Below are 20,012 nucleotides of genomic sequence, written 5' to 3' on the forward strand. Positions count from 1 at the left end.
ACATGATCCATCCTCCCAGACAGGATGAATCACAAATCAGCTCCAACAGGAATCCCCGCGATTCAGGTTTTCAGTCGGATGCTTTAGGGGAGGCGAGCCTTCAGAAATTCGTCCTCGAAGCGCCGCGGAAGCGCCATACACACACACTATTGACGACACAGATATGTGGCGGATCTGGCAATGGAAATTTACCAAAGCATCGCGAACGATCTTCAGTTTGTTTTCACGGGATTGGGGTCCCGTCTTGCGCTGGTTTACCTGGCGAGTGCGATCATCCTCGCCTTTTTCATATGGATAATCAGGGGGCCGACGCAGGGCTTCATAGCATTTCTTTAACCGCGATCCTTCTACTTGCACCGCTCCAATCTGCTGGATGTTAAGCTCTTTGCCGTCCACAGGGTACTGACTATCTTCGGAGTAACGGGTGCTACCCTTTTCGTCAGCTACGTTGCCCACCAGACGACCCTACTGATCACCGGGCTTACGGGTAATTCTCCGCCCCCCCGCGGCGACAGCGTTGTCTTTGGCGAGATGATGGCCGTCACGCTGATCGCCGTCATGGCTACGGATTTCTGCAAATACTGGGCTCACCGCATGCACCACGAATGGCCGGTACTGTGGCCGTTCCACGCGGTCCATCACTCGGCAGAGGTGCTGACGCCACTTACACTGATGCGTGCGCACCCTTTTGAGACCTTCTTTCGCAACGTATTCATCTCATTATTGGTCGGCTTGATTCAGGGCGCGATGGTGTTTGCGCTGGTAGGACAATCCAGCCTGCTAGTCATAGGGGGCGCAAACGCTTTCTACGTCGTTTTCAACGCTCTCGGCGCCAATCTTCGACACAGTCAGGTCTGGCTAAGCTTCGGGCCAGCGATTGAACACATTTTCATTTCTCCCGCCCAGCATCAGGTTCACCACTCTATGGACAAGCGTCATCACAACAAGAACTACGGTTCGATGTTCGCGATCTGGGACTGGATGTTTGGTACGCTCTACGTGCCGCGCAATGGACAAGAGCAGCTTCGGTTCGGCGTCGCAGATGAAGAGGGTCGTCCATTGGGACAGCCCCATGAGACCCTCACTGCCGCACTCTTCAACCCCTTCACGGAGAGCTGGGCTGTCATGCAGCGCAAGGCAGGACGACGCTCCATCCAATCACAGCACGAGGCCGAGGCAGACACGCGCTCATGATACGCGGATTCTCCCTCTGGCTGGATTTCCTGCGCCTTAGTGCTGCATTGCTGGTGCTTATGGGTCATGTGGCGCATCAGCGTTTTACAGACGGGGCTATTGTGGAGTTGCGCACCTGGAATGTGGCCTCTGACGCTGTCGTGGTGTTCTTTGTCCTCTCCGGCGTGGTCATTGCCTACGCGACCGAGCGCGACGGTACGGCCGGTCGCTTCGCCTTCAACCGGTTGACCAGGCTCTGGTCGGTAATGATTCCCGCCGTGCTGATCACCCTGCTCTTCGACAGGATCGGTCTCTCGATCAATCCAGAAGCATACCCGCTGGATTATTACTGGCCATTGCCGCCAAGCGACCTGCTCCTGCGCAGCCTCACCTTCACCAATCAGTGGCAGGGCATCTGGGACTGGGTTCGGCCGGGTACGAATGGACCGCTATGGTCGCTGAGCTACGAGGCGGCTTACTACACGCTCTTCGCGATCGTCGTCTTTGCCCGCGGGGCACTTCGCTTGCTGCTCGCGACGCTTGTTGTTGTTCTGGCAGGCCTGCCGATCCTTCTATTGCTTCCGGCTTGGGTGCTCGGGGTTTGGGTTTGGAACATCGTTCGCTCCGGGAAGGTGGCGCTATCCCCCGTGGCGGCGATGCTTTGCGCGGTTGGCGCACCCGTGGTTGCGGTACTCGCAAAGGCCATGGGCGTTCACACCACACTCCTCGCGGCAACCGAGGCGCTCTTGCCGCCAGGAACGGTACAGCGGGCTATGGTGTATTCGGACGAGGTACTTTGGAATTCGATCTTGGCCCTGTTGGTGGCGCTGCACCTTATCGGAGTTTTTGCCCTGGCAAGGAGACCAAGGCCGTGGAAACTGCCAGACCGCGTTGCGCGGGCGGTGCGCTGGTCGGCTGGGGCGAGCTTCTCGCTTTACGTCACCCACTACCCGGTCCTGCACCTGATGGATGCGGTGCTGCCGGAAGACCTGCGGGCCAAAGTGGCCGTCTTTTTTGTTGGCCCGATCCTTTTCGCCGTTCTGTTTGCTGCTGTTTTCGAGCGGCCCTTACCGCGCATCCGGGCTGCGCTTTCGAACGCCATGCCATCCTGGAACCATGGCCCACCGCGCTCGTGACAAAAGACCTTGCCGCAAACGGGCATGGTTGAAATCCTGTCCTTGACTTCGATTCTGCTGGTCGCCCGCCATTCCGAATTGGACCCATCGCGCGCAATCGGCTCATTAATCTGGCTGATATCGAGGCTTTACCAGTTCGTCAGATCATGTGGCCCTAGATATCCTGCCCGCCCATCAGCCGCCCCGCCGCCTGTCCGAGCGCGCGGGAGATCGCGACGTACATATCGTCGAACCCGTCGAACAACGCGCGGTTCAGCGCCTGCCCTGCCTCGGTCTCGGAAATCGCGATATACGCCTCCAGGTCCGCATCATCGAGCGGACGATAGGCCATCGAAAGGTAGGAAAAAACCCAAAGCGTCGTGTCTTCCCGGATCAGATCTTCCTGCGACCAGACTTCGCGCAGCATGTCGTTCTCGGTCATGCTGGGGGGCAGCGCATCGCTGTCGGCCAACCCCTCGTAGAACGCATAATTCGAATTCATCGCGCCCATCACGTTCGATTCGACAAGGTCGTTGGCCTCAACGAACCGGTCCAGCAGGTCGAGCCGCGCATCGCCCGCATCCCGCAACCCGAGATAGGTTTCCTCGGCCGCCGCCTCGATATCCTCGTCCATGAGCGCCGCGCGCGCGCTGATCTCGAAATCGATGATCCGCTGGCCGCGTTCGGAGGTGAAGAACTCGAGAAGGGGATCGAGGTCGGTTTCCGCGAGCCCGTCCTCTAGCCCGGCCTCGACGGCCTCCAGCATGGCGTCGGTGTCGTAGATCTCGTCCACCGTCCCCTGCCAGGATGCGCTCGGCACACCGCCGAACATGTCGTTCGCGATATCGTCGCCATAGGCGAGCCCCTCCTCGCGCATCAGTGCGATGATCCGCGGCAGGCCAATCGCCTCGCCCAGGCTGCGCAGATCCTCCGCCCGATCCGCCATTGCGGGCGGTGCGGTGACGATCGCGGCCGCGATCACGAAGGCAGACAAAACTTTGGACATGACGAACTCCGGTCTCTCCCCTCGTTAGGCTAGTGTCGCTCCGGCCGATTTCCAAGGCGGGGCCACGCGAATATGACGCAAAATGGTTGCGTCCACCGCGCCGATCTTCTAATCGGTCGCGCGACCCTTCGCGGAGAGGTGCCGGAGTGGTCGAACGGGGCGGTCTCGAAAACCGTTGTGGGTGCAAGCCCACCCAGGGTTCGAATCCCTGTCTCTCCGCCACTACCCCCGATAACCCGTTGAAACAATGTGGTTCGCTGCGGTCCCGGCAATCGCCCGGGGCACCGGCCATGCCGCAGTTGCAACGGGATTGATCCGGATCAAGTCGCAGGGCGCGTTCCCGCATCATACTTCTTTCAAAGGCCATGCCCGGCTGTGCGGCGGCCTAAGCTCCGGCGGGAAAGGAAGATCCGATGTATGAAAGAATTCTCGTGGCGACCGACGGATCGGATCTTGCGGGTCACGCCGTCGAGCATGGCATCGCGCTTGCAAAGGCCGTCGGTGCGGACCTCGTCTTCGTCACCGTGACCGAACTCTGGTCCGCTCTCGAAGTCGCAGGCCAATACGAAGGCGGCGACCTGAGCGCGATCCCTGATTACGAGGCCGCCGCCGCAGCCTCTGCCAGAGATGTGCTTCAAGCCTTCGAAACGCGCGCGAAGGCCGCCGGCGTCACCGCCACCTCGGTTCACGTGCCCGACCGGCACCCCGCCGACGGAATCATGGAGACGGCGGACAGGGAGGAGTGCGACCTGATCGTCATGGCCACCCACGGGCGGCGCGGCGTGCGCAAGATGCTGATCGGCAGCCAGACGGCGGAGGTTCTGGCGCTGAGCAAGCGTCCCGTTCTCGTCCTGAGGTAGCCGTCCGGCCCTCCCCGCCTACCCCGCCATGATGTTGACGGCCTTCACCTCGGTGTAGCTCAGGATCTCGTCGATCCCCTCTTCGCGCCCGGTGCCGGAGTTCTTGAACCCGCCGTGGGGCACGTTGCGGAAATGCGTGCCGCAGCCGTTGATCCAGACATAACCCGCCTCGACCTCACGCGTGAGCCTGAGGGCAAGATCGAGATCGCGCGTCCAGATCGACGCCGTGAGGCCGAGGTCGATCGCGTTGGCCATCTCGATCACCTCGTCGATCTCGCGCCACTTGAAGACCGACAGGACCGGGCCGAACACCTCTTCCCGAGCGATCCGCATATCCGTGGTTACATCGGTGAACACCGTGGGCTCCACCCAGAAGCCCTTTTCATATTCGGGGCCCTCAGGCCGCTTGCCGCCCGCGGCCAGCGTTGCCCCGTCCGCCTTGGCGATATCGATATACTTCATCGTCTTGTCGTACTGCATCTTCGAGTTCATCGGCCCCATGTCGGAAGCCGGATCGAGCGGATCGCCGGCCTTCATAGTCGATATTTTCTCGATCACCCGGGGGAGTACGGTGTCATAGACGTCCTCGTGCAGCATCAGCCGCGAGGTCGAGCCGCAGGACTGGCCTTGCCAGGCGAAGTTCATGCCCCGGACGGCGGCCGCGCTCGCCGCGTCGAGATCGGCGTCGGGGCAGATGATCATCGGGTTCTTGCCGCCAAGCTCCAGCGTCACGTGTTTCACCGCCACGTCCGCGGCCGCGCGCTGAATCGCCATGCCCGTCGCCGCATGGCCGATGAAGGCGATGCGTTTGATCTTCGGGTGCCTGACGATGGCCTCGCCTGTCGCGGGGCCGCCGGTGACGATGTTGACGACGCCGGCGGGCAGGATCTCGGTCACGATCTCGCCCAGCACGCAGGCCGACAGCGGCGAGGTCTCGCAAGGCTTGATGATGATCGCGTTGCCCGGAATGATCGCGCTCGCCAGCCGCGAGGCGGCGAAGCCGAAGGGGTGGTTGAACGGGATGATCCGCCCCACGATCCCGTAGGGCGTGGGCAGCGTCATGTGCAGGCCCTTGGCGGTTGCGGGGATCGTCTGGCCCTTGATCTCGAAGGCGAGGCCCGCGGCCAGCCGGATCCGCTCCACCGATTTCTCGACGTCCGCCTTCATCTTGCCGATGGTGTTGCCGGTATCGATCGCCTCGAGTTCGGCAAGTTCGTCTGCCCGCTCGAGGATCGCGTCACCCAGCCGGTTGAGGTACCCCGCCCGCGCCTGCATATCGAGCGCAGCCCAGGCCTTCTGCGCCTTGGTTGCCGCTGCGACCGCGCGTTCCACATCCGCCGCCGTGCCCTCCGGCACCCGCCCGATCAGCGCCTCTGTCGCGGGGTTTATCGTTTCGATCCAGCCGCCGCCTTCGCTTTCGACGAATTCACCGCCGATCAGCATCCGGCCAATCATCAGGCCGCCTTCGTCCTTCGCCATGTCGTCCTCCTTCAGCGGTCGCCCAGAATGCTCTCTTCCATCATCGAGCGAAGTTCATCGGTCACCTCGGGCTTCAGCCCGAACCACAGTTTCCAGGCTGGCGGGCCCTGGTGGATAAGCATGCCAAGCCCGCCCACGGCGGCGTTCCCCCGCGCCCGCGCCGCCTCGACAAGCGGCGTCTCGAGTGGGGTGTAGATGATATCGGCCACCACTGCGTCTGGCCCGAGCGCATCAAGCCGAAGATCCAGCGGCGGTTGCCCCACCATGCCAAGGCTCGTGGTGTTGACGACCGTCGCCGCCCCTTCAAGCGCCCCGTGCCGTTCCTCCCAGCCCACCACCTCGATCGGCCCACCGATATCGGCCGCCAGTCGGTCGGCATGCGCGCGCGTCCGGTTCACCAGCCGCACCGCCGGCGCGCCCTCGGACAGAAGCGCGTGGCAGATCGCCCGCGATCCGCCCCCTGCCCCGATCACCGTTGCGGGCCCCGCATCGCCGCGCCAACCCGGCACCGATTGCTTCAGGTTGCCGAGGAAGCCCAGCCAGTCGTTGTTCGTCCCCCAGAGCGATCCGTCGTCCCGCACCACGACGCAGGAAATCGCCCCGATCTTACGGGCGACCGGATCGATCTCATCCACGATCTCCATGGCCTGAAGCTTGTGCGGGATCGTCAGGTTGGCGCCCGCGAAATTCAGTGCCGGAAGCGCGCGCAGCGCAGCCTCGAGCCGCGCGGGTTCGAGCGGCAGGAAGACGTATTTGCCCTGCAGCCCGGTCTGCCGGAACCAGTAATTGTGCATCAAGGGCGAGCGCGAATGCATCACGGGCCAGCCCATGACGCCGATCAGGTGATAGCTTTGCGTGTCGCTCATGCATCCTCCAGCTTGGCGCGGTAATGCTCCCAGGTCCGCCGGAATAGCCCCTCGGTCCAGAGCTTCTTGCGCGCCGCCTCGGCCTCCGCCTCGGAAAAGGCGTAGGGCTCGCCGATCTGGCGGGCCATGTATTGCCGCCGCACGTTTTCTTCGAGGTAGACGATCAGAACGAAGGCCTCGACGATATCGGCTCCCACCGTCACTGCGCCGTGCGATTTCATCAGCGCCGCGGGGCGTTCCCCCATCACCTTGTTGAGCCTTGCCGACATCTCGGGGCTGTTGATCGAGTCGGGTGTATCGAGCACCGGCACCGGATGCACCAGCGTGCCCTGCGCGAAGACCGGAAGGTAGTCATGCCCCGTCATCGTCAGGAAGGTCGACCACGAGGGATGGGCGTGCACGATCGCCCCCACCTCTGGCCGATCGCGGTAGATCCCGGCATGGAGGTGGAATTCGAGCGGCGGCTTACCGGCCCCCTCGATCAGGGTGCCGTCGAGATCGACGGTGCAGATATCCGCCGCCGTCAGGCGGCTTCGCTGGGCCGAGCCGATGTTGATGAACATCCCCCCCTCGGTCCGGATCGAGGCATGGCCGTTGAAATCGATGATGCCCTGATGCTCGAGCATCCTCAGGCACAGGGCCAGATCGTCTCTCTCGCTCATCTCACCACCCCGCTGTATCGCGTATCTCGCGCCGCCAGAGATCCCAGGCCCGCATCCCCGCCGTCTGGTTCGGCACATCCGCCAGTACGCCTTCCTCGTCGCGCAGAACGGCCAGCTCCTCGCCCTCCTCGGCCAGGGCGCCGGCCCAGTGCTGTACCCGTGCGTTCACCTCGGTATAGACGGCCCGGAACACCGCCACCTCGAGCGATCGGCCGCAGGCCACCGATCCATGCGCGCGCATCAGCGCCACGGGCCGGTCGGCGAGGCATTCGGCCAGCTTCCCGCCCTTCTCGTTGTCCGACACCAGCATGTCGGTTGCCCCGTAATGCTTCCAGATGTCGAACACGGGCACCCCGCCCGCAAGAAATGCCGCGTTGTGAAAGCAGGCCTGCATCGGGGCTTTCGCGATCCCGAACGGGATCACAGAGGGCGAATGGCTGTGCACCACCGCGTTCACGTCGGGCCGCGCGGCATAGATCTGCCCGTGGATGAAACGTTCGAGAAAACCTTTCGGCGCGTCCGGATCGCAGGCCTCGCTTTCAAGGTCGTATTCCACGATATCCTCGGGCATCACCAGAGCGGGCGCCAGCGCGCGGGACATCAGGTAGCGGTCGGGCGCATCGGGGTGGCGCATCGAGACATGGCCGAAGCCGTCCACCACGCCCCGCGCGGCCAGAATGCGCGCCGCCGCCGCGACATCGGCGATGCGTTCGGGGGCAACAGGTCCTCCACTCGCGGGCATCAGATGATCACCTTCGTTTCGATCGTGTCGGGAAAGATTTCCTCCGGCGCGAATTGCCGGTGCGCGATCCCCTGCTGGTAGGTGTAAAGCCCCATCATCTCCCAAGTCTTCCGGTTTGCCTCGATCCCGAAGGGAAACAGCTCCTTGCCGAATGTCTGCTGCATCTTTCTGGCATAGATCGGCAGCCAGGCCACCGGATAGCGCGACACCGCCGGGTCGAGGATCCGTTCCACGCTGCGCCGCCGGCTTTCGTCGAAGGCCGCATAAAGGTTCCGCGCCGCCCATGGATGCGCCTCCAGCACCGATTTCTTCATCGCCACGATATGCATGATCGGCCAGACGCCGGTGTCGGCATATTGCTGTTCCTCACGTTCCAGGAAATCCGGAAACAGCCGCACCACATCGGGGTGGCCTTCGAGGAAACATGTGGGCGGGCGCGCGATGATCGCACAGTCAAGTTCTCCGCTTGCCAGCATCTCCGACAGCGACTTGTCCTTCACGCGCGTGATCTCGATGCCGTCGGGCAGGTTCAGTTCCACCTTCTCTTCGCGCCCCGGCGCATTGGCCCCCGCCTGCACCCAGCGGATTTTCGTCATGTCCATCCCGACATCGTTCTGCATCCAGCCGCGCATCCAGACAGCGGCGGAATGCGCCCATTCTGGGCTGCCCACCGTCTTGCCGTAAAGATCCTCGATCTTTTCGATGCCCGCCTTGCGATTGACGTAGAAAGACGAAAACCGGAACAGCCGCGAACAGATCACCGGAAGGCCGATCAGATCGCTGTTCTCGCGCGTCACCTGGGTAGAGAACTTGGCGAAACTCATTTCGGAGAGGTCGAATTCCCGATGCGCCGTCATCCGCGCGAAGCATTCGTGATGGCCCAGCAGCAGCCAGTTGAGGTCGATCCCCTCGGGCTGAACGGCCCCGGTCCGGATATCGCGGAAGTGATCGTAATCGGTGGTGGCGATGGTCAATGGCAGTTTTGTCATGTCAGTTCCGGATCGTTTGCAAAAGCCAGTCGTCGGGTATTTCGCGGCCAAGCCCCTTGTCGCGCGCCGCCTCATAGGCCCGGCCCGCGACGGAAAAGAACTGCGCCCCCTGAAGGTTGCCGCGTTCCGACCAGGTGATCTGATCGTCCGATGTGCGGCCCGGGTGGCTGCCATCCCGGATCTCCTTCAGGCTTACCCTGCGGCCCGGCAGCATGTTGCCATGGGCCTTTTCCTTGGGGCGCCTGGCAGGCGGCGCACCCACGCGCCAGGACAGGTATTCCTGCTCGAAGGGCGGCAGGCCTTCGGGGGCGGGCGCGTCGCCCATCCTGAGGTAAACGTCCACCCGCTCGAGCGTCCGACGATCGGGCACGCCGCCGCCGCCGATATTCACCACATGCGTGCCAGGCTCCAGCCTGTCGCCGTCAAGCACGGGCGCGGTCGCGTCCGTCAGCGCCGCCACGATCGCCGCCCCTTCGTAAATCGCCTCCGGCCGGTCGCACACCTCCACCTCGATGCCGTGGGTGTCGGCCGCCCGGGCCCCGAAGGCCTCGCGGTGCGCGCGCGTCGGGCTGTAGACCTTCAGCCTCCGGATCCCCGGCCGCGCGGTGAGAAAAGAGGCAACATGGGTTTTCGCCATGCCGCCCGAACCCAGCATGCCCACCACCTCGGCATCCGTGCGCGCCATGTACCGCACGCCAAGCCCGCCGTCGCCGCCCACGCGCATGTGTTGCAGCACCCCGTCCTGGATCAGCGCAAGCGGCAGCCCGGTTTCGGTGGAGGTCAGCAGGATCAGCCCGAGGAACAGCCCGGGCCGGCCGCAGAACTTTTCCCGCGTCACCGTGCCGTCCGCCGCCGTTTCCCAATGCAGCACGTCCGATTTCATCCGGATCGCAAAATACCCGTCCCGCGCGCCACCCTCCATCGTGCCCCAGCGATACACACGCTCGGGATCCGACGTCGGAATGTTCACGTCGATCCTTGGCCGGCACGTCGCCCCGCCGTCGGCCACGCCGAGATAGGCCTCTTCCAGCGCCGCCATGGTCGTTTCCATGTCGAGAACCTCCGCGACATCGGCGTTGGAGAGAAGAAGCATCGGCGCTACAGGATCGCTTCGAGAACCAGGCCCTGGAACAGGGGCAGTTCCAAAAGCAGGATGAACACGCCATAGACCACGGCGAAGGTTCCCGCCCCGGCGATCAGGGCGTTCACCCATGTCTCATCGCGCGACAGTTTCACGAAAGCGAGCACGATCAGCGGCCCGCCCACAATGAAGCCGAACCCGATGATCGCGATGGCGAAGGCGCCAAGCCAGATGAACACCTCGATTTCCGATTTCCCCTCCGCCGCCTCGTCCTTGTCCGGCGGCGCGTCCGCGGGCCGCCGGAGATCCAGCACCAGCTGCCACAAGCACAGAAGGGCCCCCGGGATGCCCACGAGGAGCGGCATGAAGGCTGCCTTCTGCGGCAGGCCAAGCGCCAGAACGCAGGCCCCCGCGAACAGGGCGAACATCACAAGCGACGTGGCGGTGCGGGCGTTAAATGTCAAAATGCACCTCCTTGCCGTCACGCGCCTTCCGCTGCCGCCAGATATAGGCCCCGATCGTCGCAAGGATCATCGCGATGAAGACGAGGCTGAGCGGTCTGAGGAAAAAGGTCGGCCCCCAGATCGCCAGCGCCTTGTGGATCGAATCCTCCGCGATATGGCCCAGCACGAGCCCGATCACGAAAGGCGGGCGGGGCCAGCCGTATTTCTTCAGGAAATAGCCGAGGATCCCGAGGCCGATCAGGATCAGCATATTCTCCCAGGCCGATTCCGACAGGTAGGCACCGAGGAAGGCGAGGACGAGCACGAAGGGAATGAGAAGCGCGCCCCGGACGAACACGAGCAGCGAGAACGCCGGGGCCATCAGCATGAAGACCGGGATCGACAGTAGGTTTGCCAGCGCCAGCGCCCAGATCAGCGACCAGACAAGATCCATCCCCGTCAGCGCGATATGCGGCCCGGGCTGGATGCCCAGCATGATGAAGGCCCCGATCAGGATCGCCATGCCCGACGAGCCCGGCACCCCGAAGAACAGCGTCGGCAGAAGCGACCCGCCTTCCTTCGAGTTGTTGGCGGTCTCGGGCGCGATCACGCCCCGCACATCGCCCTTGCCGAACATCGACTGGTCCTTGGCTGACTGCACCGCGTGGCCGTAGCAGATCCACGACGCCGCATCGCCTCCGAGCCCCGGGATCGCCCCGATCGCAGCCCCTATCACCGAGGTGCGGAACGTAAGCCACGGGTGGCGGAACACATCCCAGATCCCCTGTAACACCTGTCCAAGGTCATAGGCCTTGGCCTTGCCCTCGACCTTGGCGATCGCCCCGCCCTTCACGGCAAGCGACATCATCTCGGGGATCGCGAAGATCCCCAGCACGGCGGCCACCACGCTCACCCCGTCCCAGAGCCAGAGCTGGCCGAAGGTGAACCGCTCCGATCCCGTATGAGGATCGAGGCCCACGAGGGAGACGAGAAGCCCCAGGAACCCGACCGCCACGCCCTTGATCAGGCTGCGGCCCGACAGCATGGCGATGAAGGTGATCCCGAAGAGCGCGAGCAGAAAGAACTCCGCCGGGGAAAACGACAGGATCACCGGCTTCAGAACAGGGAGCATCGCGGCGAGGAAGACCGCACCGATCACCCCTCCAATTCCGGACGCGCCAAGCGAGGCCCCAAGCGCGCGCCCCGCTTCGCCGCGTTGCGCCATAGGATAGCCATCGACGATCGTCGCCGCATCGGGCCCCGTCCCCGGCACCCCGAACAGGATCGATGGGATCGACCCCCCGGTATGCACGACCGCATGCATCGCCAGAAGAAAGACAGAGCCCGCCAGCGGATCCATCCCGAAAACGAAGGGGATCAGAAGCACGATCCCCAGCTTTCCGCCAAGCCCGGGCACGGCGCCGAAGAACATCCCCAGCGGAATGGCAAGAAGGATCAGGCCCATCAGATAGGGGGTGGTCAGAATATTGAAAAGCGGCGCAAATATCTGATCGAAACCGATCATTCGCTCCTCCCGATGTGCGCGTCCGGCGGCTCTTGACGGCCTGCCCTCGAACGGCGCCCCGGCGGCCCGATCTTGGCCGCGCAATTCAGCCTATGACAGGCACCCGGAGGTGGTGAAGCGTGTTTGGACCGCCGTTCCATATGCGGGAACAATACCGACCGCGCGGTTGAAAGGCTTCCCGTGCGGGCAATTCTCTGTCTGACAATGGGCCAGGGAGGGCGGATCATGCAGGTTGGATTTGTGGGGGTGGGCGCGATGGGCGCCGCCATGGCCGGGCATTGCGCAAAGGCCGGGTTCGATGTTCTGGCCTATGACACCGACCCAGACACGCTCTTCGCCGCAACCTCGGGGGATGTCGTGGCCGCCACGGGGCTGGCAGAGATCGCCGGGTCCGCCGACGTCGTGATCTGCGTCGTCAGCACCGACGATCAATCCCGCGCCGTCGTCGGCGGGCTTCTGGAGGCCGGGCCCAAGGCAGGACAGGTCATCGTCGTCGCCGCCACGAACCACCCCGGCACGATGATCGAGCTGGCCGAAACCTGCCGCGCGGCCAGCGTGGGCTTCGTCGATGCGCCCGTGTGCTACGGGCTGCAGGGCGCGAAGCAGGGCAACCTGATCTCGCTTTGCGGCGGGACGCAGGAGGATATCGATCGCGTGCGCGCCGTTCTCATGGCCTACAGCCGAAGCGTGGAGCATCTGGGCCCCACCGGCTGCGGCCAGCTTGGCAAGGCCTGCAACAACATGATGCACTGGGCGGCCTGCGTGGCGAATTACGAAACGCTCGCGCTTGCGAAATCCTGCGGCATCGACGCCCAGGCGATGCGCGAGACGCTTCTGAAATGCCCCGCCCGGAACACGACGCTCGAACGCTGGGACACGTCGAAATTCACCTGGCACGAGAAGGACATGGACGTTGTGCTCGATCTCAGCCAGCAGGCCGGCGTTCCCCTGCCCCTCTTCGGGCTCGTCGATCAGCTCGTCAAACGCATCGGCCCCGACCGGGTGCGCGAACTCCTTCACGAGGACAGCGCGGAATACCTCGGCCTGCCGATCCCGGTGCGCCCACTCGAGGAGGTTGTGAAGGGGTGAGTGCCGGCGGCGAGCGGCAAGCCTTTGGCGCAGGCTGGCGTGTTGCCCCGGGGGCGGTTTCAACGCAGGACGCGCAAGCTGGAATGGTCGATGACCGCAGCCGGCGCCGTCAGCCTTGGTGATAGCAACGGCGCATGATGGATCACCATGCGCTCCACAAGAAATTGCCAGCGATTGGCTCTGATCAGTACCGGCGCGAAACCGCCTTACCAAGACGCACGGATTTCGACGAGAACTCGCTTGCACTCCGGCCGGTGGATTTGCAGTGGGCAACAGCCCCGAGCAATGGCTCGCGCTTGCCGACTTTGCTGAAGAACCTCAGATCCCTCATGACGAGCTTGCCGCCGATGAAGAATCCAAGATCTCGAAGGATGCGCTTGTTCTCGCTGTACTGGTGCCCGACATTCTGACCTGCGCCGCAGACGACAACTTCGCCATCCACATCGAAAACCTTCCACTTGGCGCGATAGCTCGTGTACCCGTCGACCCATCGGATCTCGTGGTCAAACCAATCGCCGGTAACAGTTCTGCCGGTAAGTGCACCCACTGGATTTGCGGCGATCAGGGACATCAGAAAAACGACGAGGCCGATCAGCCGCCCGACCGAGCCGCCTGCAGCTTTGAGCGTAAAAGGTGATTGCATCGCAAGGTCCCTCCCTAACCCCATTTCACTTCGAAGTGGCAGAAAAGAACTGATCAGGATCAATCGGCGCGCGCGGCGGCAAGACACGGGCACCCACCCCGTCGCAAAGCCAGACCCGCCTCACCAACCGCCACGTTCCCCCATCCGGAACGCCGTGCCGTTGACGGGAACCTCTGCGACCCTTTACGCTTCCGGAAAAACCGGGAGGAACGCGATGTCGGAGCCATCGACCGAAGCGGGCGTCGGCCACAACAGCGAAAAACGCGAAAAGGTTGTCTGGGAACGCTGGACCAAGAAACGCACCTTCGTCCGCGCCCTCGAAGGCACTTATGGCCAGCTCAAGGAAGAGCTCTATTCCCAGCCGCGCGTCTATCGCACGTCGGACATGAAGTGGAAAGGCGGGCCGCAGAACTTCGGCAAGAAGGTCATCAACCCGCAGGCCAACAAGATCGCCCAGTCGATCGAGGCGCATGTGGATGCCTTCGCCCCCAAGGGTTATGGCCAGATCCATGGGCACATGAACTCCGCCGTCTTCTTCGTTCTGAAAGGCAAGGGCCACGACATCCACGACGGCCGCCGGCTCGACTGGGAGGCAGGCGACGCGCTGATCGTCGAAAACGCCTGCGTCCACCAGCACCTGAACGACAGCGACGATGAAACCTTCGTCCTCGTCCTGAAGGCCAAGCCACTGTTCCTCTTCATGCACATGATCTTCCAGAAGATGGTGAAGTTCCCGCCCGAGGAACCGGTGCCGGGCCACGAAGATTACGCCCCGCCGGCGAGCCTTTGAGGGGAGACAGACAGATGGGTATCGATCCGACCACCTTCGCAGACGCCATCGAACGCCAGCGCGCCAAATCCAGTGCGCCCGAGGTAAGCTTCTACCGAGAAGCGCTTGAACAAAGCCAGAAATTCCGCGCCGAATACCAGGACCGCATCAATGTCGTGAAATGGGATCAGATGCCCATGGAACGCTCCGCGGATGGGTTGATCAAGCACATCATCAACGAGCGCATGGACACCAAGGAGTGCTGCGTCGACATCTACATGCAGTTCATCGAGGCCGGGAAGGCCACGGGCACCTCGCGCCATCTTTCCGAGGAAATCGCCTTCGTGATCGAGGGCACCGGCCATGACCTGCACTACGATGTGCATTTCGAATGCAACGTCGAATTCGAATGGACATGGGACACCACGCCCAAAACCTACGAATGGGGCCCGGGCGATTTCATCTACGTCCCGCCCTATGTCGCGCACAAGCGGGTGAACACCTCGGATATCGAGGCCCGCGTCATCGTCTGCAACAGTCGGGTGATGAAGGCGATCGGGCTCGACTGGTTCGACCAGCTCGAACCCGCCGAAGGGTTCGAGGAATTCTGGATACCTCCGGCCGACTGACCGGAGACGACACCCGGAGGACGGGGGTCGCAAGGAACGCCCCCGCCCCGGCCATGACCCAGGGAGGGTAGAATGAGACTGACCACCATTATCGGAGCGGCCGTCATCGCCGGCGCGTCGGCCCTGTCGGCACAGGCGCAGGGCTATTTCGAAGGCAAGACCGTCACCTATATCATCGCCACCAATCCCGGCGGCGGTTACGATGCCTATGGCCGCCTGATCGGGCAACATCTGGAGGAAGAGCTTGGTGCACGCCGCGTCGTGTTCAAGAACCTTCCCGGCGCGGGCCACATCATCGGGGCCAACACGCTATACGCCTCCGATCCCGACGGGCTGACGATCGGCACCTTCAACACCGGGCTGATCTATGCCCAGATCCTCGGCCGCGAAGGCATCCAGTTCGACCTCACCGAATTCGAATGGATCGGCAAGGCATCCGCCGACCCGCGCGTTATGGTCCTGGCCGACACCTCTGGCCTGTCAACCTTCGAGGATTTGGCCGGCTCTGCCGATCCTGTGCGCTTCGCCTCGACCGGCATCGGCTCCGCCTCCTACACCGAAACGCGGATGCTCGCCGACGCGCTCGATCTGAACATCGAGCTCATCCCGGGCTATCAGGGCAACGCGGCGGAAATGGCGATGCTCCGCAGCGAGATCGCGGGCCAGGTCGGCTCCCTCTCCTCGCTCGCGCCCTTCATCGACGCGGGCAACGCGGTGATCGCGCTTGGCATCGGCGGCGATGTGACGCCCCAGGCATCGGAATTCGCCACCACCGACAAGGCGCGCTCGATCGTCAGCCTGATCGACGCACTGTCGAGCCTCGGGCGCCTGACCGCCGCGCCCCCGGGCGTGGCCCCCGAAGTCGTCGAGGAATTGCGCGACGCCTACATGAGCGTGATGACCGATCCGGACTTCCTTGAAGAAGCCGCGAAGCTTGGCCTGCCGATCGAGGCGGCGCGCGGCGACGCGGTTCAGGGCCTCGTCGAGGCGGCGATGAAGCAAAGCCCCGAAACGATCGACATCATCGCGGCCGCGCTTGAGGTCGAGATCCCGACGGTCACCGTGAAAAGCGAGATCCTGGCCCTGGCCGACCGCAACAAGGAAGTCACCTTCATGGCCGATGGCGCCGAGACGATGGGTGAAATCTCTGGGTCGCGCACCCTCGTGACGCTGAACGGGGCCGAAGCCGGGCGTGGCGATCTCGCCGTCGGCATGACTTGCGAACTCACCTACGATCCCGCCGGCACCCCGCCTGAGTTCACCGCCGTCGCCTGCACCGGCGAGGCCACGGTGGCGGCTGCCGAGGTGATGACCGTCAAGACCGATATCATCGGCCTCGCCGATGGCGGCAAGGAAGTCACCTTCATGACCGACGGTGGCGAGAAGATGGGCGAAGTCTCGGGCTCCCGCACGGCGCTCAGCATCGACGGGGCGGAAGCCAAACGCGACGCCCTGACCGTCGGGATGAATTGCGAATTCGCCTATGAAGACGGGGCGGAGATCGAGTTCAAGACCGTGGCCTGCACCACGAACTGATCCCGCGAGACAACCGAAACACTGCGCCGCCTCGGGACACCCTGGCGGCGCAGGGCTTTTTGCCCCCCGTCACCGATGCCGGCAGATCACGTCGACCAGCGCGGGCTTGCCTGACTTCACCACTTCAAGCGCCCGTGCCACCGCCGGCGCGATCTCTTCGGGCCGGTCGATCGGGCCTTCGCCCCAGACACCCATGCTGCGGGCCATCGCCGCGAAATCGGGTTCGGGGCCGAACAGATCCATCCCGATATGCGCCCGGTTCTCGTCGGTTCCGCGCATCCGCGCCATGCGGATCTGGTGGTGCCAGTCGTTGTAATAGGCGCGGTTGTTGTACATCACCATCAGAAGCGGGATCTCGTGCTTGGCCGCGGTCCACAGCGCACCCGCGTCATACATCAGGTCGCCGTCCGGCTGGAACGTCACCACCACCGTGTCGCTTTTCTTGTGCGCCAGTGCCACGCCGAGGCCGATCCCGATCTGGGTCGAGGTGCCAAGCCCCTTGCCGGGGTGCCGGTGCGGCGCGTCGAAATCCCAAAGCTTCCGCGTCCACTGCCGCAGCGTGCCTGCGGCCAGCACCCAATCCTCGTCGCGAATGACGGACCAGACTTCTTCGGCAAGGCGCGCCGGCGTCACCGGCGAGGCGTCGCGATCCTCCTTCGCCTCCTCTGCCCAACGCGTGAAGATCTCGTCATGGCGCGCCGCAATCCGCGCCTTCCGGGCGGCGATCTTCGCGGGCAATGCGGCGTCCTCTGCGATCAGCCGTTCCGCGATTTCCGTCATCTGCGGCATCGCGAGCCGCGGGTCGCCAAGCGCCGACAGCGACTTCGGCAGGTACCGGCCATAGTCGAGCGACCAGGATCCGATCCCCGTCTCGTGAAACCCCACCTCCATCCAGACGCAATCATCGGCGAGATAGGAGGTCAGCTCCCGCGTCGTCGAATTGAGTTTCGCGGTTGCCTTCTCCCAATCGACCACGTCGAGCGCAAGGATCGCATCCGCCGTCTTCAGGCTGTCGGTATCCATCGACAGGGCCTGCGGGTGCCGGTTCGGGAAACAAAGCGCAGAGTTCACATCCCACACCGCGACACCCAGGGTTTCGGCCAGCGTCACGAGCTTCTCGAAGTTCCCTGGATGACGGCCGGTGAATTCCGCCATGATCCACGGCGCGTCCGCGTATAGAAGCTTGCGCACGATGGCCTCGAGCTTCGCGGGATCGGCGGCCATGGGGGCCGGCGCCTTCTCGATCTCCGGCCCCGGAATGAACACCTCCGTCGTAAGCGGCATCTCCTGCAGCATCGCGTCATAGCAGAGGTAAACAGGCCCTGCCGGTTCGGTCACCATAGCCGACCAAGCGCGCATGAAGCTGTCGGGCACGCCCTCGATCGCATGGGGCTGGTAGTCGAACTTGGTGAAGTTTCGAACCGCATCCCCCTGGCTCTGCGCTGTGTGGTGCCAGTCCGACCGGGGCCGCCGCTTCGCCTCGTCCATCGGCCCCGTCGCGCCCAGTATGAACACCGGCGCCCGGTCCGCGAAGGCGTAGTAAACCGCCATCTGCCCATGCAGTAGCCCCACAAGGTCGTGCAGGATACAGGCCATCGGCGTGCCCGTCGCCTTGGCATAGCCATGGGCGATCTGCACTGCCGTCTCCTCGTGCTGACACACCAGCATCTTGGGGTTGTCGCCCCCGTAATTCACCAGGCTGTCATGCAGACCCCTGAAACTCGCGCCCGGATTGATCGCGATATATTCGACGTCATAGGCCTGCAGAAGGTCGACGATCACGTCGGATTGCCATTTGCGGTAGCCTTCGGGCAGCTCTGTCATCGTCGTCCTCCCATCGGTGTTGCGCGCAAGGCCCTCACATCGGTGTCGCCGTGCCATAGGCCGTGATCAGCCCGACAAGAAATGCCATCACCCCGGCCAGAAGCGGCACCATCGCCGCCGAGACGACGCGCAGCCGCAGAAAGCTTGGGCCGAGAAGCGGCAGTTCGTAGATGATGATCCGGTGCGCGGCAAAGATGCTCCACGAGGTCACGAAGGTCACCAGGGCCGCCGTCGAGGCGCCCGATTTGGCGAAGACCGCCGCGATTGCGAAGGTGATGACCGGCCCCGCGGGCACCAGAAGCCCGACGGCGGCCGCAAGCGGAATGGCCATGAGCCCCGCCTCGTCGCCCAGAAGCCGCGCGATCGCCTCCTTCGGCAGAAGCTGTGCGATGAACCCGGCCGCCACCAGCGCGCACAGCATGCGGGGCACCAGCATCGCGAACTGCTCGACGAACCGCTTCACCACCGGCCCGAAATCCTCGCCCCGGCGAAGCGCGATCCCCAGAAGCACGGCCAGAAGTGCGACGAGCACGAAGAACCCCATCTCAGGCCTCCCCCCGCTTCTTCGCGTCCGGATCGTTCACCGTCAGCGTCAGCGGCAGTTTCCGCGCCAGAAGCCCCGCGAGCACCGGCAGGGGCAGGCTGACCATGAAGCGCAGGAAGGCGAATTCCTCGCCCATGAAGGGCACATCCCAGATCAGGATCCGCTGCATTCCGAGCGTGGCCCAGGCCGTGATATAGGCGATCAGGGCGCCCCGGTCCGCGCCAGAGACCGCGAGCACGGCCAGAAGCGAATAGGCCGAAGACGGCCCACCCGGCGTCACCGTCCCGGCCAGCGTCGCGATCACGAGGCCGCGGATGCCGGAATCCTTGCCCACGAGGCCCGCCATCCTGTCCCGCGGCAGCAGGACCCAGATCAGCGCGGCGATCGACAGGGCCACCAAAACCCGCGGCATCAGGCCGATCAGAAGCCTGATGTCTTCCTTCAGGGCGACAAGAACGGTTTCCGCACCCAGCACCCCCCAGCAGATCAGTCCAAGGATCACCGCGCCTGCCAGAAAGGCCCAAAAGCTCTTCCCGAAAGCGTTCTGCACAAGGCCCGCCCGCCAGGCGGGATCATAGATGTAATCGAAATTCTGTGACCCGATCCGCACCTGGATGTCAGTGGTGGTGATGGTGGTCGTGGTGGTGATGGTGATGGTGGTCCGAGGCCGCCTCGGCCATCTGCCGCGCCTCGGCATGGCCCTCCGTCGCCGACTCGATCAGCGCGCGGTACAGATCCGCCTCCGCCGGAAGCTGGCCCGCGAGGAACCCGGCCACCCGCGACAGCGCGATCGCCTGGGCGGCCAGCGCATCGACCGTCTCGTCCTCCTCGGCCCGCCCGATATCGGCCAGCGCGCGCGCCAGCGCGTCGCGAAAAAGCTGCTCCATATAGGCCGCGCGCCCTTCGGCCTCCGCCAGCCCCGTCGGGCCCTGCCCTTCGCTGCCGGGCTCCGGCAGGTCCAGCGTCTTCGCCATGGCCCGCGCCCGGTCCATCAACTCCTGGCCGATCAGCACCTGTTCGTCGATTTCGCCGCACAT

The 20,012-nt window shown here is 64.0% G+C and carries 21 protein-coding genes and 1 tRNA gene; 8 read left to right on the plus strand and 14 right to left on the minus strand.

All coding sequences use genetic code 11. From position 1 onward, the window contains the following. Positions 1 to 534: 534 nt before the first annotated feature. A complete protein-coding gene (locus RXV90_RS00005) occupies positions 535 to 1,194 on the plus strand; it encodes a sterol desaturase family protein (protein ID WP_316646164.1) in 660 nt (219 codons plus the stop codon). Next, on the plus strand, positions 1,191 to 2,309 hold the full coding sequence (locus tag RXV90_RS00010; protein WP_316646165.1) for an acyltransferase family protein: 1,119 nt from the start codon (positions 1,191 to 1,193) through the stop codon (positions 2,307 to 2,309). The genes RXV90_RS00005 and RXV90_RS00010 overlap by 4 nt, the downstream gene beginning before the upstream one ends. Positions 2,310 to 2,463: 154 nt before the next feature. On the opposite strand, the gene RXV90_RS00015 is transcribed toward RXV90_RS00010, so the two are convergent. Then, on the minus strand, positions 2,464 to 3,294 hold the full coding sequence (locus tag RXV90_RS00015; RefSeq protein ID WP_316646166.1) for a DUF2059 domain-containing protein: 831 nt from the start codon (positions 3,292 to 3,294) through the stop codon (positions 2,464 to 2,466). Positions 3,295 to 3,426: 132 nt separating this feature from the next. Here RXV90_RS00015 and RXV90_RS00020 point away from each other — a divergent pair. Further along, positions 3,427 to 3,516 (plus strand) — tRNA-Ser (locus RXV90_RS00020). Between the two features lie 191 nt (positions 3,517 to 3,707). Next, the gene (locus RXV90_RS00025; protein ID WP_316646167.1) at positions 3,708 to 4,154 is read left to right on the plus strand and encodes a universal stress protein; all 447 of its coding nucleotides are present in this window, start codon (positions 3,708 to 3,710) and stop codon (positions 4,152 to 4,154) included. An 18-nt stretch (positions 4,155 to 4,172) separates the two neighbouring features. Here the strand turns inward: RXV90_RS00025 and RXV90_RS00030 are convergent, their stop codons facing one another. From RXV90_RS00030 to RXV90_RS00065, 8 genes are read right to left on the minus strand one after another with little or no spacing between them, the layout of a single operon-like run. After that, a complete protein-coding gene (locus tag RXV90_RS00030; protein ID WP_316646168.1) occupies positions 4,173 to 5,633 on the minus strand; it encodes an aldehyde dehydrogenase family protein in 1,461 nt (486 codons plus the stop codon). An 11-nt stretch (positions 5,634 to 5,644) separates the two neighbouring features. Next, positions 5,645 to 6,499, minus strand: coding sequence for a shikimate dehydrogenase (locus RXV90_RS00035; protein ID WP_316646169.1), 855 nt, complete (start codon positions 6,497 to 6,499; stop codon positions 5,645 to 5,647). Next, positions 6,496 to 7,161 carry a class II aldolase/adducin family protein gene (locus RXV90_RS00040; RefSeq protein WP_316646170.1) on the minus strand — a complete coding sequence of 222 codons (666 nt, stop codon included), beginning with the start codon at positions 7,159 to 7,161 and terminating at the stop codon, positions 6,496 to 6,498. The genes RXV90_RS00035 and RXV90_RS00040 overlap by 4 nt, the downstream gene beginning before the upstream one ends. A 1-nt stretch (position 7,162) precedes the next feature. Next, the gene (locus RXV90_RS00045) at positions 7,163 to 7,903 is read right to left on the minus strand and encodes a class II aldolase/adducin family protein (RefSeq protein ID WP_316646171.1); all 741 of its coding nucleotides are present in this window, start codon (positions 7,901 to 7,903) and stop codon (positions 7,163 to 7,165) included. Next, a complete protein-coding gene (locus tag RXV90_RS00050; RefSeq protein ID WP_316646172.1) occupies positions 7,903 to 8,892 on the minus strand; it encodes a substrate-binding domain-containing protein in 990 nt (329 codons plus the stop codon). The genes RXV90_RS00045 and RXV90_RS00050 overlap by 1 nt, the downstream gene beginning before the upstream one ends. A 1-nt stretch (position 8,893) precedes the next feature. After that, positions 8,894 to 9,985: a hypothetical protein gene (locus RXV90_RS00055; protein ID WP_316646173.1), complete on the minus strand. Its 1,092-nt coding sequence runs from the start codon at positions 9,983 to 9,985 to the stop codon at positions 8,894 to 8,896. Between the two features lie 5 nt (positions 9,986 to 9,990). Further along, a complete protein-coding gene (locus RXV90_RS00060; RefSeq protein WP_316646174.1) occupies positions 9,991 to 10,437 on the minus strand; it encodes a tripartite tricarboxylate transporter TctB family protein in 447 nt (148 codons plus the stop codon). Continuing rightward, a complete protein-coding gene (locus RXV90_RS00065) occupies positions 10,427 to 11,941 on the minus strand; it encodes a tripartite tricarboxylate transporter permease (RefSeq protein WP_316646175.1) in 1,515 nt (504 codons plus the stop codon). The genes RXV90_RS00060 and RXV90_RS00065 overlap by 11 nt, the downstream gene beginning before the upstream one ends. A gap of 225 nt (positions 11,942 to 12,166) precedes the next feature. Here RXV90_RS00065 and RXV90_RS00070 point away from each other — a divergent pair, with 225 nt between their 5' ends. After that, a complete protein-coding gene (locus tag RXV90_RS00070) occupies positions 12,167 to 13,030 on the plus strand; it encodes an NAD(P)-dependent oxidoreductase (protein WP_316646176.1) in 864 nt (287 codons plus the stop codon). A 184-nt stretch (positions 13,031 to 13,214) separates the two neighbouring features. Here RXV90_RS00070 and RXV90_RS00075 read toward each other — a convergent pair whose 3' ends face one another. After that, the gene (locus RXV90_RS00075; RefSeq protein ID WP_316646177.1) at positions 13,215 to 13,673 is read right to left on the minus strand and encodes a hypothetical protein; all 459 of its coding nucleotides are present in this window, start codon (positions 13,671 to 13,673) and stop codon (positions 13,215 to 13,217) included. A 214-nt stretch (positions 13,674 to 13,887) separates the two neighbouring features. On the opposite strand from RXV90_RS00075, the gene RXV90_RS00080 reads away from it, so the two are divergent. The 3 genes from RXV90_RS00080 (at position 13,888) to RXV90_RS00090 (ending at position 16,607) form a co-directional block, all read left to right on the plus strand. Further along, on the plus strand, positions 13,888 to 14,463 hold the full coding sequence (locus tag RXV90_RS00080) for a cupin domain-containing protein (RefSeq protein ID WP_316646178.1): 576 nt from the start codon (positions 13,888 to 13,890) through the stop codon (positions 14,461 to 14,463). Positions 14,464 to 14,477: 14 nt separating this feature from the next. Further along, on the plus strand, positions 14,478 to 15,071 hold the full coding sequence (locus tag RXV90_RS00085) for a cupin domain-containing protein (RefSeq protein WP_316646179.1): 594 nt from the start codon (positions 14,478 to 14,480) through the stop codon (positions 15,069 to 15,071). A gap of 72 nt (positions 15,072 to 15,143) precedes the next feature. Then, on the plus strand, positions 15,144 to 16,607 hold the full coding sequence (locus tag RXV90_RS00090) for a Bug family tripartite tricarboxylate transporter substrate binding protein (RefSeq protein ID WP_316646180.1): 1,464 nt from the start codon (positions 15,144 to 15,146) through the stop codon (positions 16,605 to 16,607). Between the two features lie 69 nt (positions 16,608 to 16,676). Here the strand turns inward: RXV90_RS00090 and RXV90_RS00095 are convergent, their stop codons facing one another. The 4 genes from RXV90_RS00095 to RXV90_RS00110 are packed head-to-tail and all read right to left on the minus strand — an operon-like array spanning position 16,677 to position 20,012. Further along, the gene (locus RXV90_RS00095; RefSeq protein WP_316646181.1) at positions 16,677 to 18,431 is read right to left on the minus strand and encodes a thiamine pyrophosphate-binding protein; all 1,755 of its coding nucleotides are present in this window, start codon (positions 18,429 to 18,431) and stop codon (positions 16,677 to 16,679) included. Positions 18,432 to 18,465: 34 nt separating this feature from the next. Beyond that, on the minus strand, positions 18,466 to 18,975 hold the full coding sequence (locus tag RXV90_RS00100) for a hypothetical protein (RefSeq protein ID WP_316646182.1): 510 nt from the start codon (positions 18,973 to 18,975) through the stop codon (positions 18,466 to 18,468). Position 18,976: 1 nt separating this feature from the next. After that, complete coding sequence (locus tag RXV90_RS00105) at positions 18,977 to 19,585, minus strand: hypothetical protein (protein WP_316646183.1); 609 nt, start codon at positions 19,583 to 19,585, stop codon at positions 18,977 to 18,979. A 7-nt stretch (positions 19,586 to 19,592) separates the two neighbouring features. Then, positions 19,593 to 20,012 carry a hypothetical protein gene (locus tag RXV90_RS00110; protein ID WP_316646184.1) on the minus strand — a complete coding sequence of 140 codons (420 nt, stop codon included), beginning with the start codon at positions 20,010 to 20,012 and terminating at the stop codon, positions 19,593 to 19,595.

Origin of the sequence: Ovoidimarina sediminis (assembly GCF_032586175.1) — a bacterium.
GTDB classification, from domain to species: domain Bacteria; phylum Pseudomonadota; class Alphaproteobacteria; order Rhodobacterales; family Rhodobacteraceae; genus Ovoidimarina; species Ovoidimarina sediminis.

Excerpts from the sequence above, each read along its gene's own strand:
- RXV90_RS00005 (WP_316646164.1), top strand. The coding sequence starts at position 535 with ATGGCCGTCACGCTGATCGCCGTCATGGCTACGGATTTCTGCAAATAC.
- RXV90_RS00010 (WP_316646165.1), top strand. The coding sequence starts at position 1,191 with ATGATACGCGGATTCTCCCTCTGGCTGGATTTCCTGCGCCTTAGTGCT.
- RXV90_RS00015 (WP_316646166.1), bottom strand. The coding sequence starts at position 3,294 with ATGTCCAAAGTTTTGTCTGCCTTCGTGATCGCGGCCGCGATCGTCACC.
- RXV90_RS00025 (WP_316646167.1), top strand. The coding sequence starts at position 3,708 with ATGTATGAAAGAATTCTCGTGGCGACCGACGGATCGGATCTTGCGGGT.
- RXV90_RS00030 (WP_316646168.1), bottom strand. The coding sequence starts at position 5,633 with ATGGCGAAGGACGAAGGCGGCCTGATGATTGGCCGGATGCTGATCGGC.
- RXV90_RS00035 (WP_316646169.1), bottom strand. The coding sequence starts at position 6,499 with ATGAGCGACACGCAAAGCTATCACCTGATCGGCGTCATGGGCTGGCCC.
- RXV90_RS00040 (WP_316646170.1), bottom strand. The coding sequence starts at position 7,161 with ATGAGCGAGAGAGACGATCTGGCCCTGTGCCTGAGGATGCTCGAGCAT.
- RXV90_RS00045 (WP_316646171.1), bottom strand. The coding sequence starts at position 7,903 with ATGCCCGCGAGTGGAGGACCTGTTGCCCCCGAACGCATCGCCGATGTC.
- RXV90_RS00050 (WP_316646172.1), bottom strand. The coding sequence starts at position 8,892 with ATGACAAAACTGCCATTGACCATCGCCACCACCGATTACGATCACTTC.
- RXV90_RS00055 (WP_316646173.1), bottom strand. The coding sequence starts at position 9,985 with ATGCTTCTTCTCTCCAACGCCGATGTCGCGGAGGTTCTCGACATGGAA.
- RXV90_RS00065 (WP_316646175.1), bottom strand. The coding sequence starts at position 11,941 with ATGATCGGTTTCGATCAGATATTTGCGCCGCTTTTCAATATTCTGACC.
- RXV90_RS00070 (WP_316646176.1), top strand. The coding sequence starts at position 12,167 with ATGCAGGTTGGATTTGTGGGGGTGGGCGCGATGGGCGCCGCCATGGCC.
- RXV90_RS00075 (WP_316646177.1), bottom strand. The coding sequence starts at position 13,673 with ATGCAATCACCTTTTACGCTCAAAGCTGCAGGCGGCTCGGTCGGGCGG.
- RXV90_RS00080 (WP_316646178.1), top strand. The coding sequence starts at position 13,888 with ATGTCGGAGCCATCGACCGAAGCGGGCGTCGGCCACAACAGCGAAAAA.
- RXV90_RS00085 (WP_316646179.1), top strand. The coding sequence starts at position 14,478 with ATGGGTATCGATCCGACCACCTTCGCAGACGCCATCGAACGCCAGCGC.
- RXV90_RS00090 (WP_316646180.1), top strand. The coding sequence starts at position 15,144 with ATGAGACTGACCACCATTATCGGAGCGGCCGTCATCGCCGGCGCGTCG.
- RXV90_RS00095 (WP_316646181.1), bottom strand. The coding sequence starts at position 18,431 with ATGACAGAGCTGCCCGAAGGCTACCGCAAATGGCAATCCGACGTGATC.
- RXV90_RS00100 (WP_316646182.1), bottom strand. The coding sequence starts at position 18,975 with ATGGGGTTCTTCGTGCTCGTCGCACTTCTGGCCGTGCTTCTGGGGATC.
- RXV90_RS00110 (WP_316646184.1), bottom strand. The coding sequence starts at position 20,012 with ATGTGCGGCGAAATCGACGAACAGGTGCTGATCGGCCAGGAGTTGATG.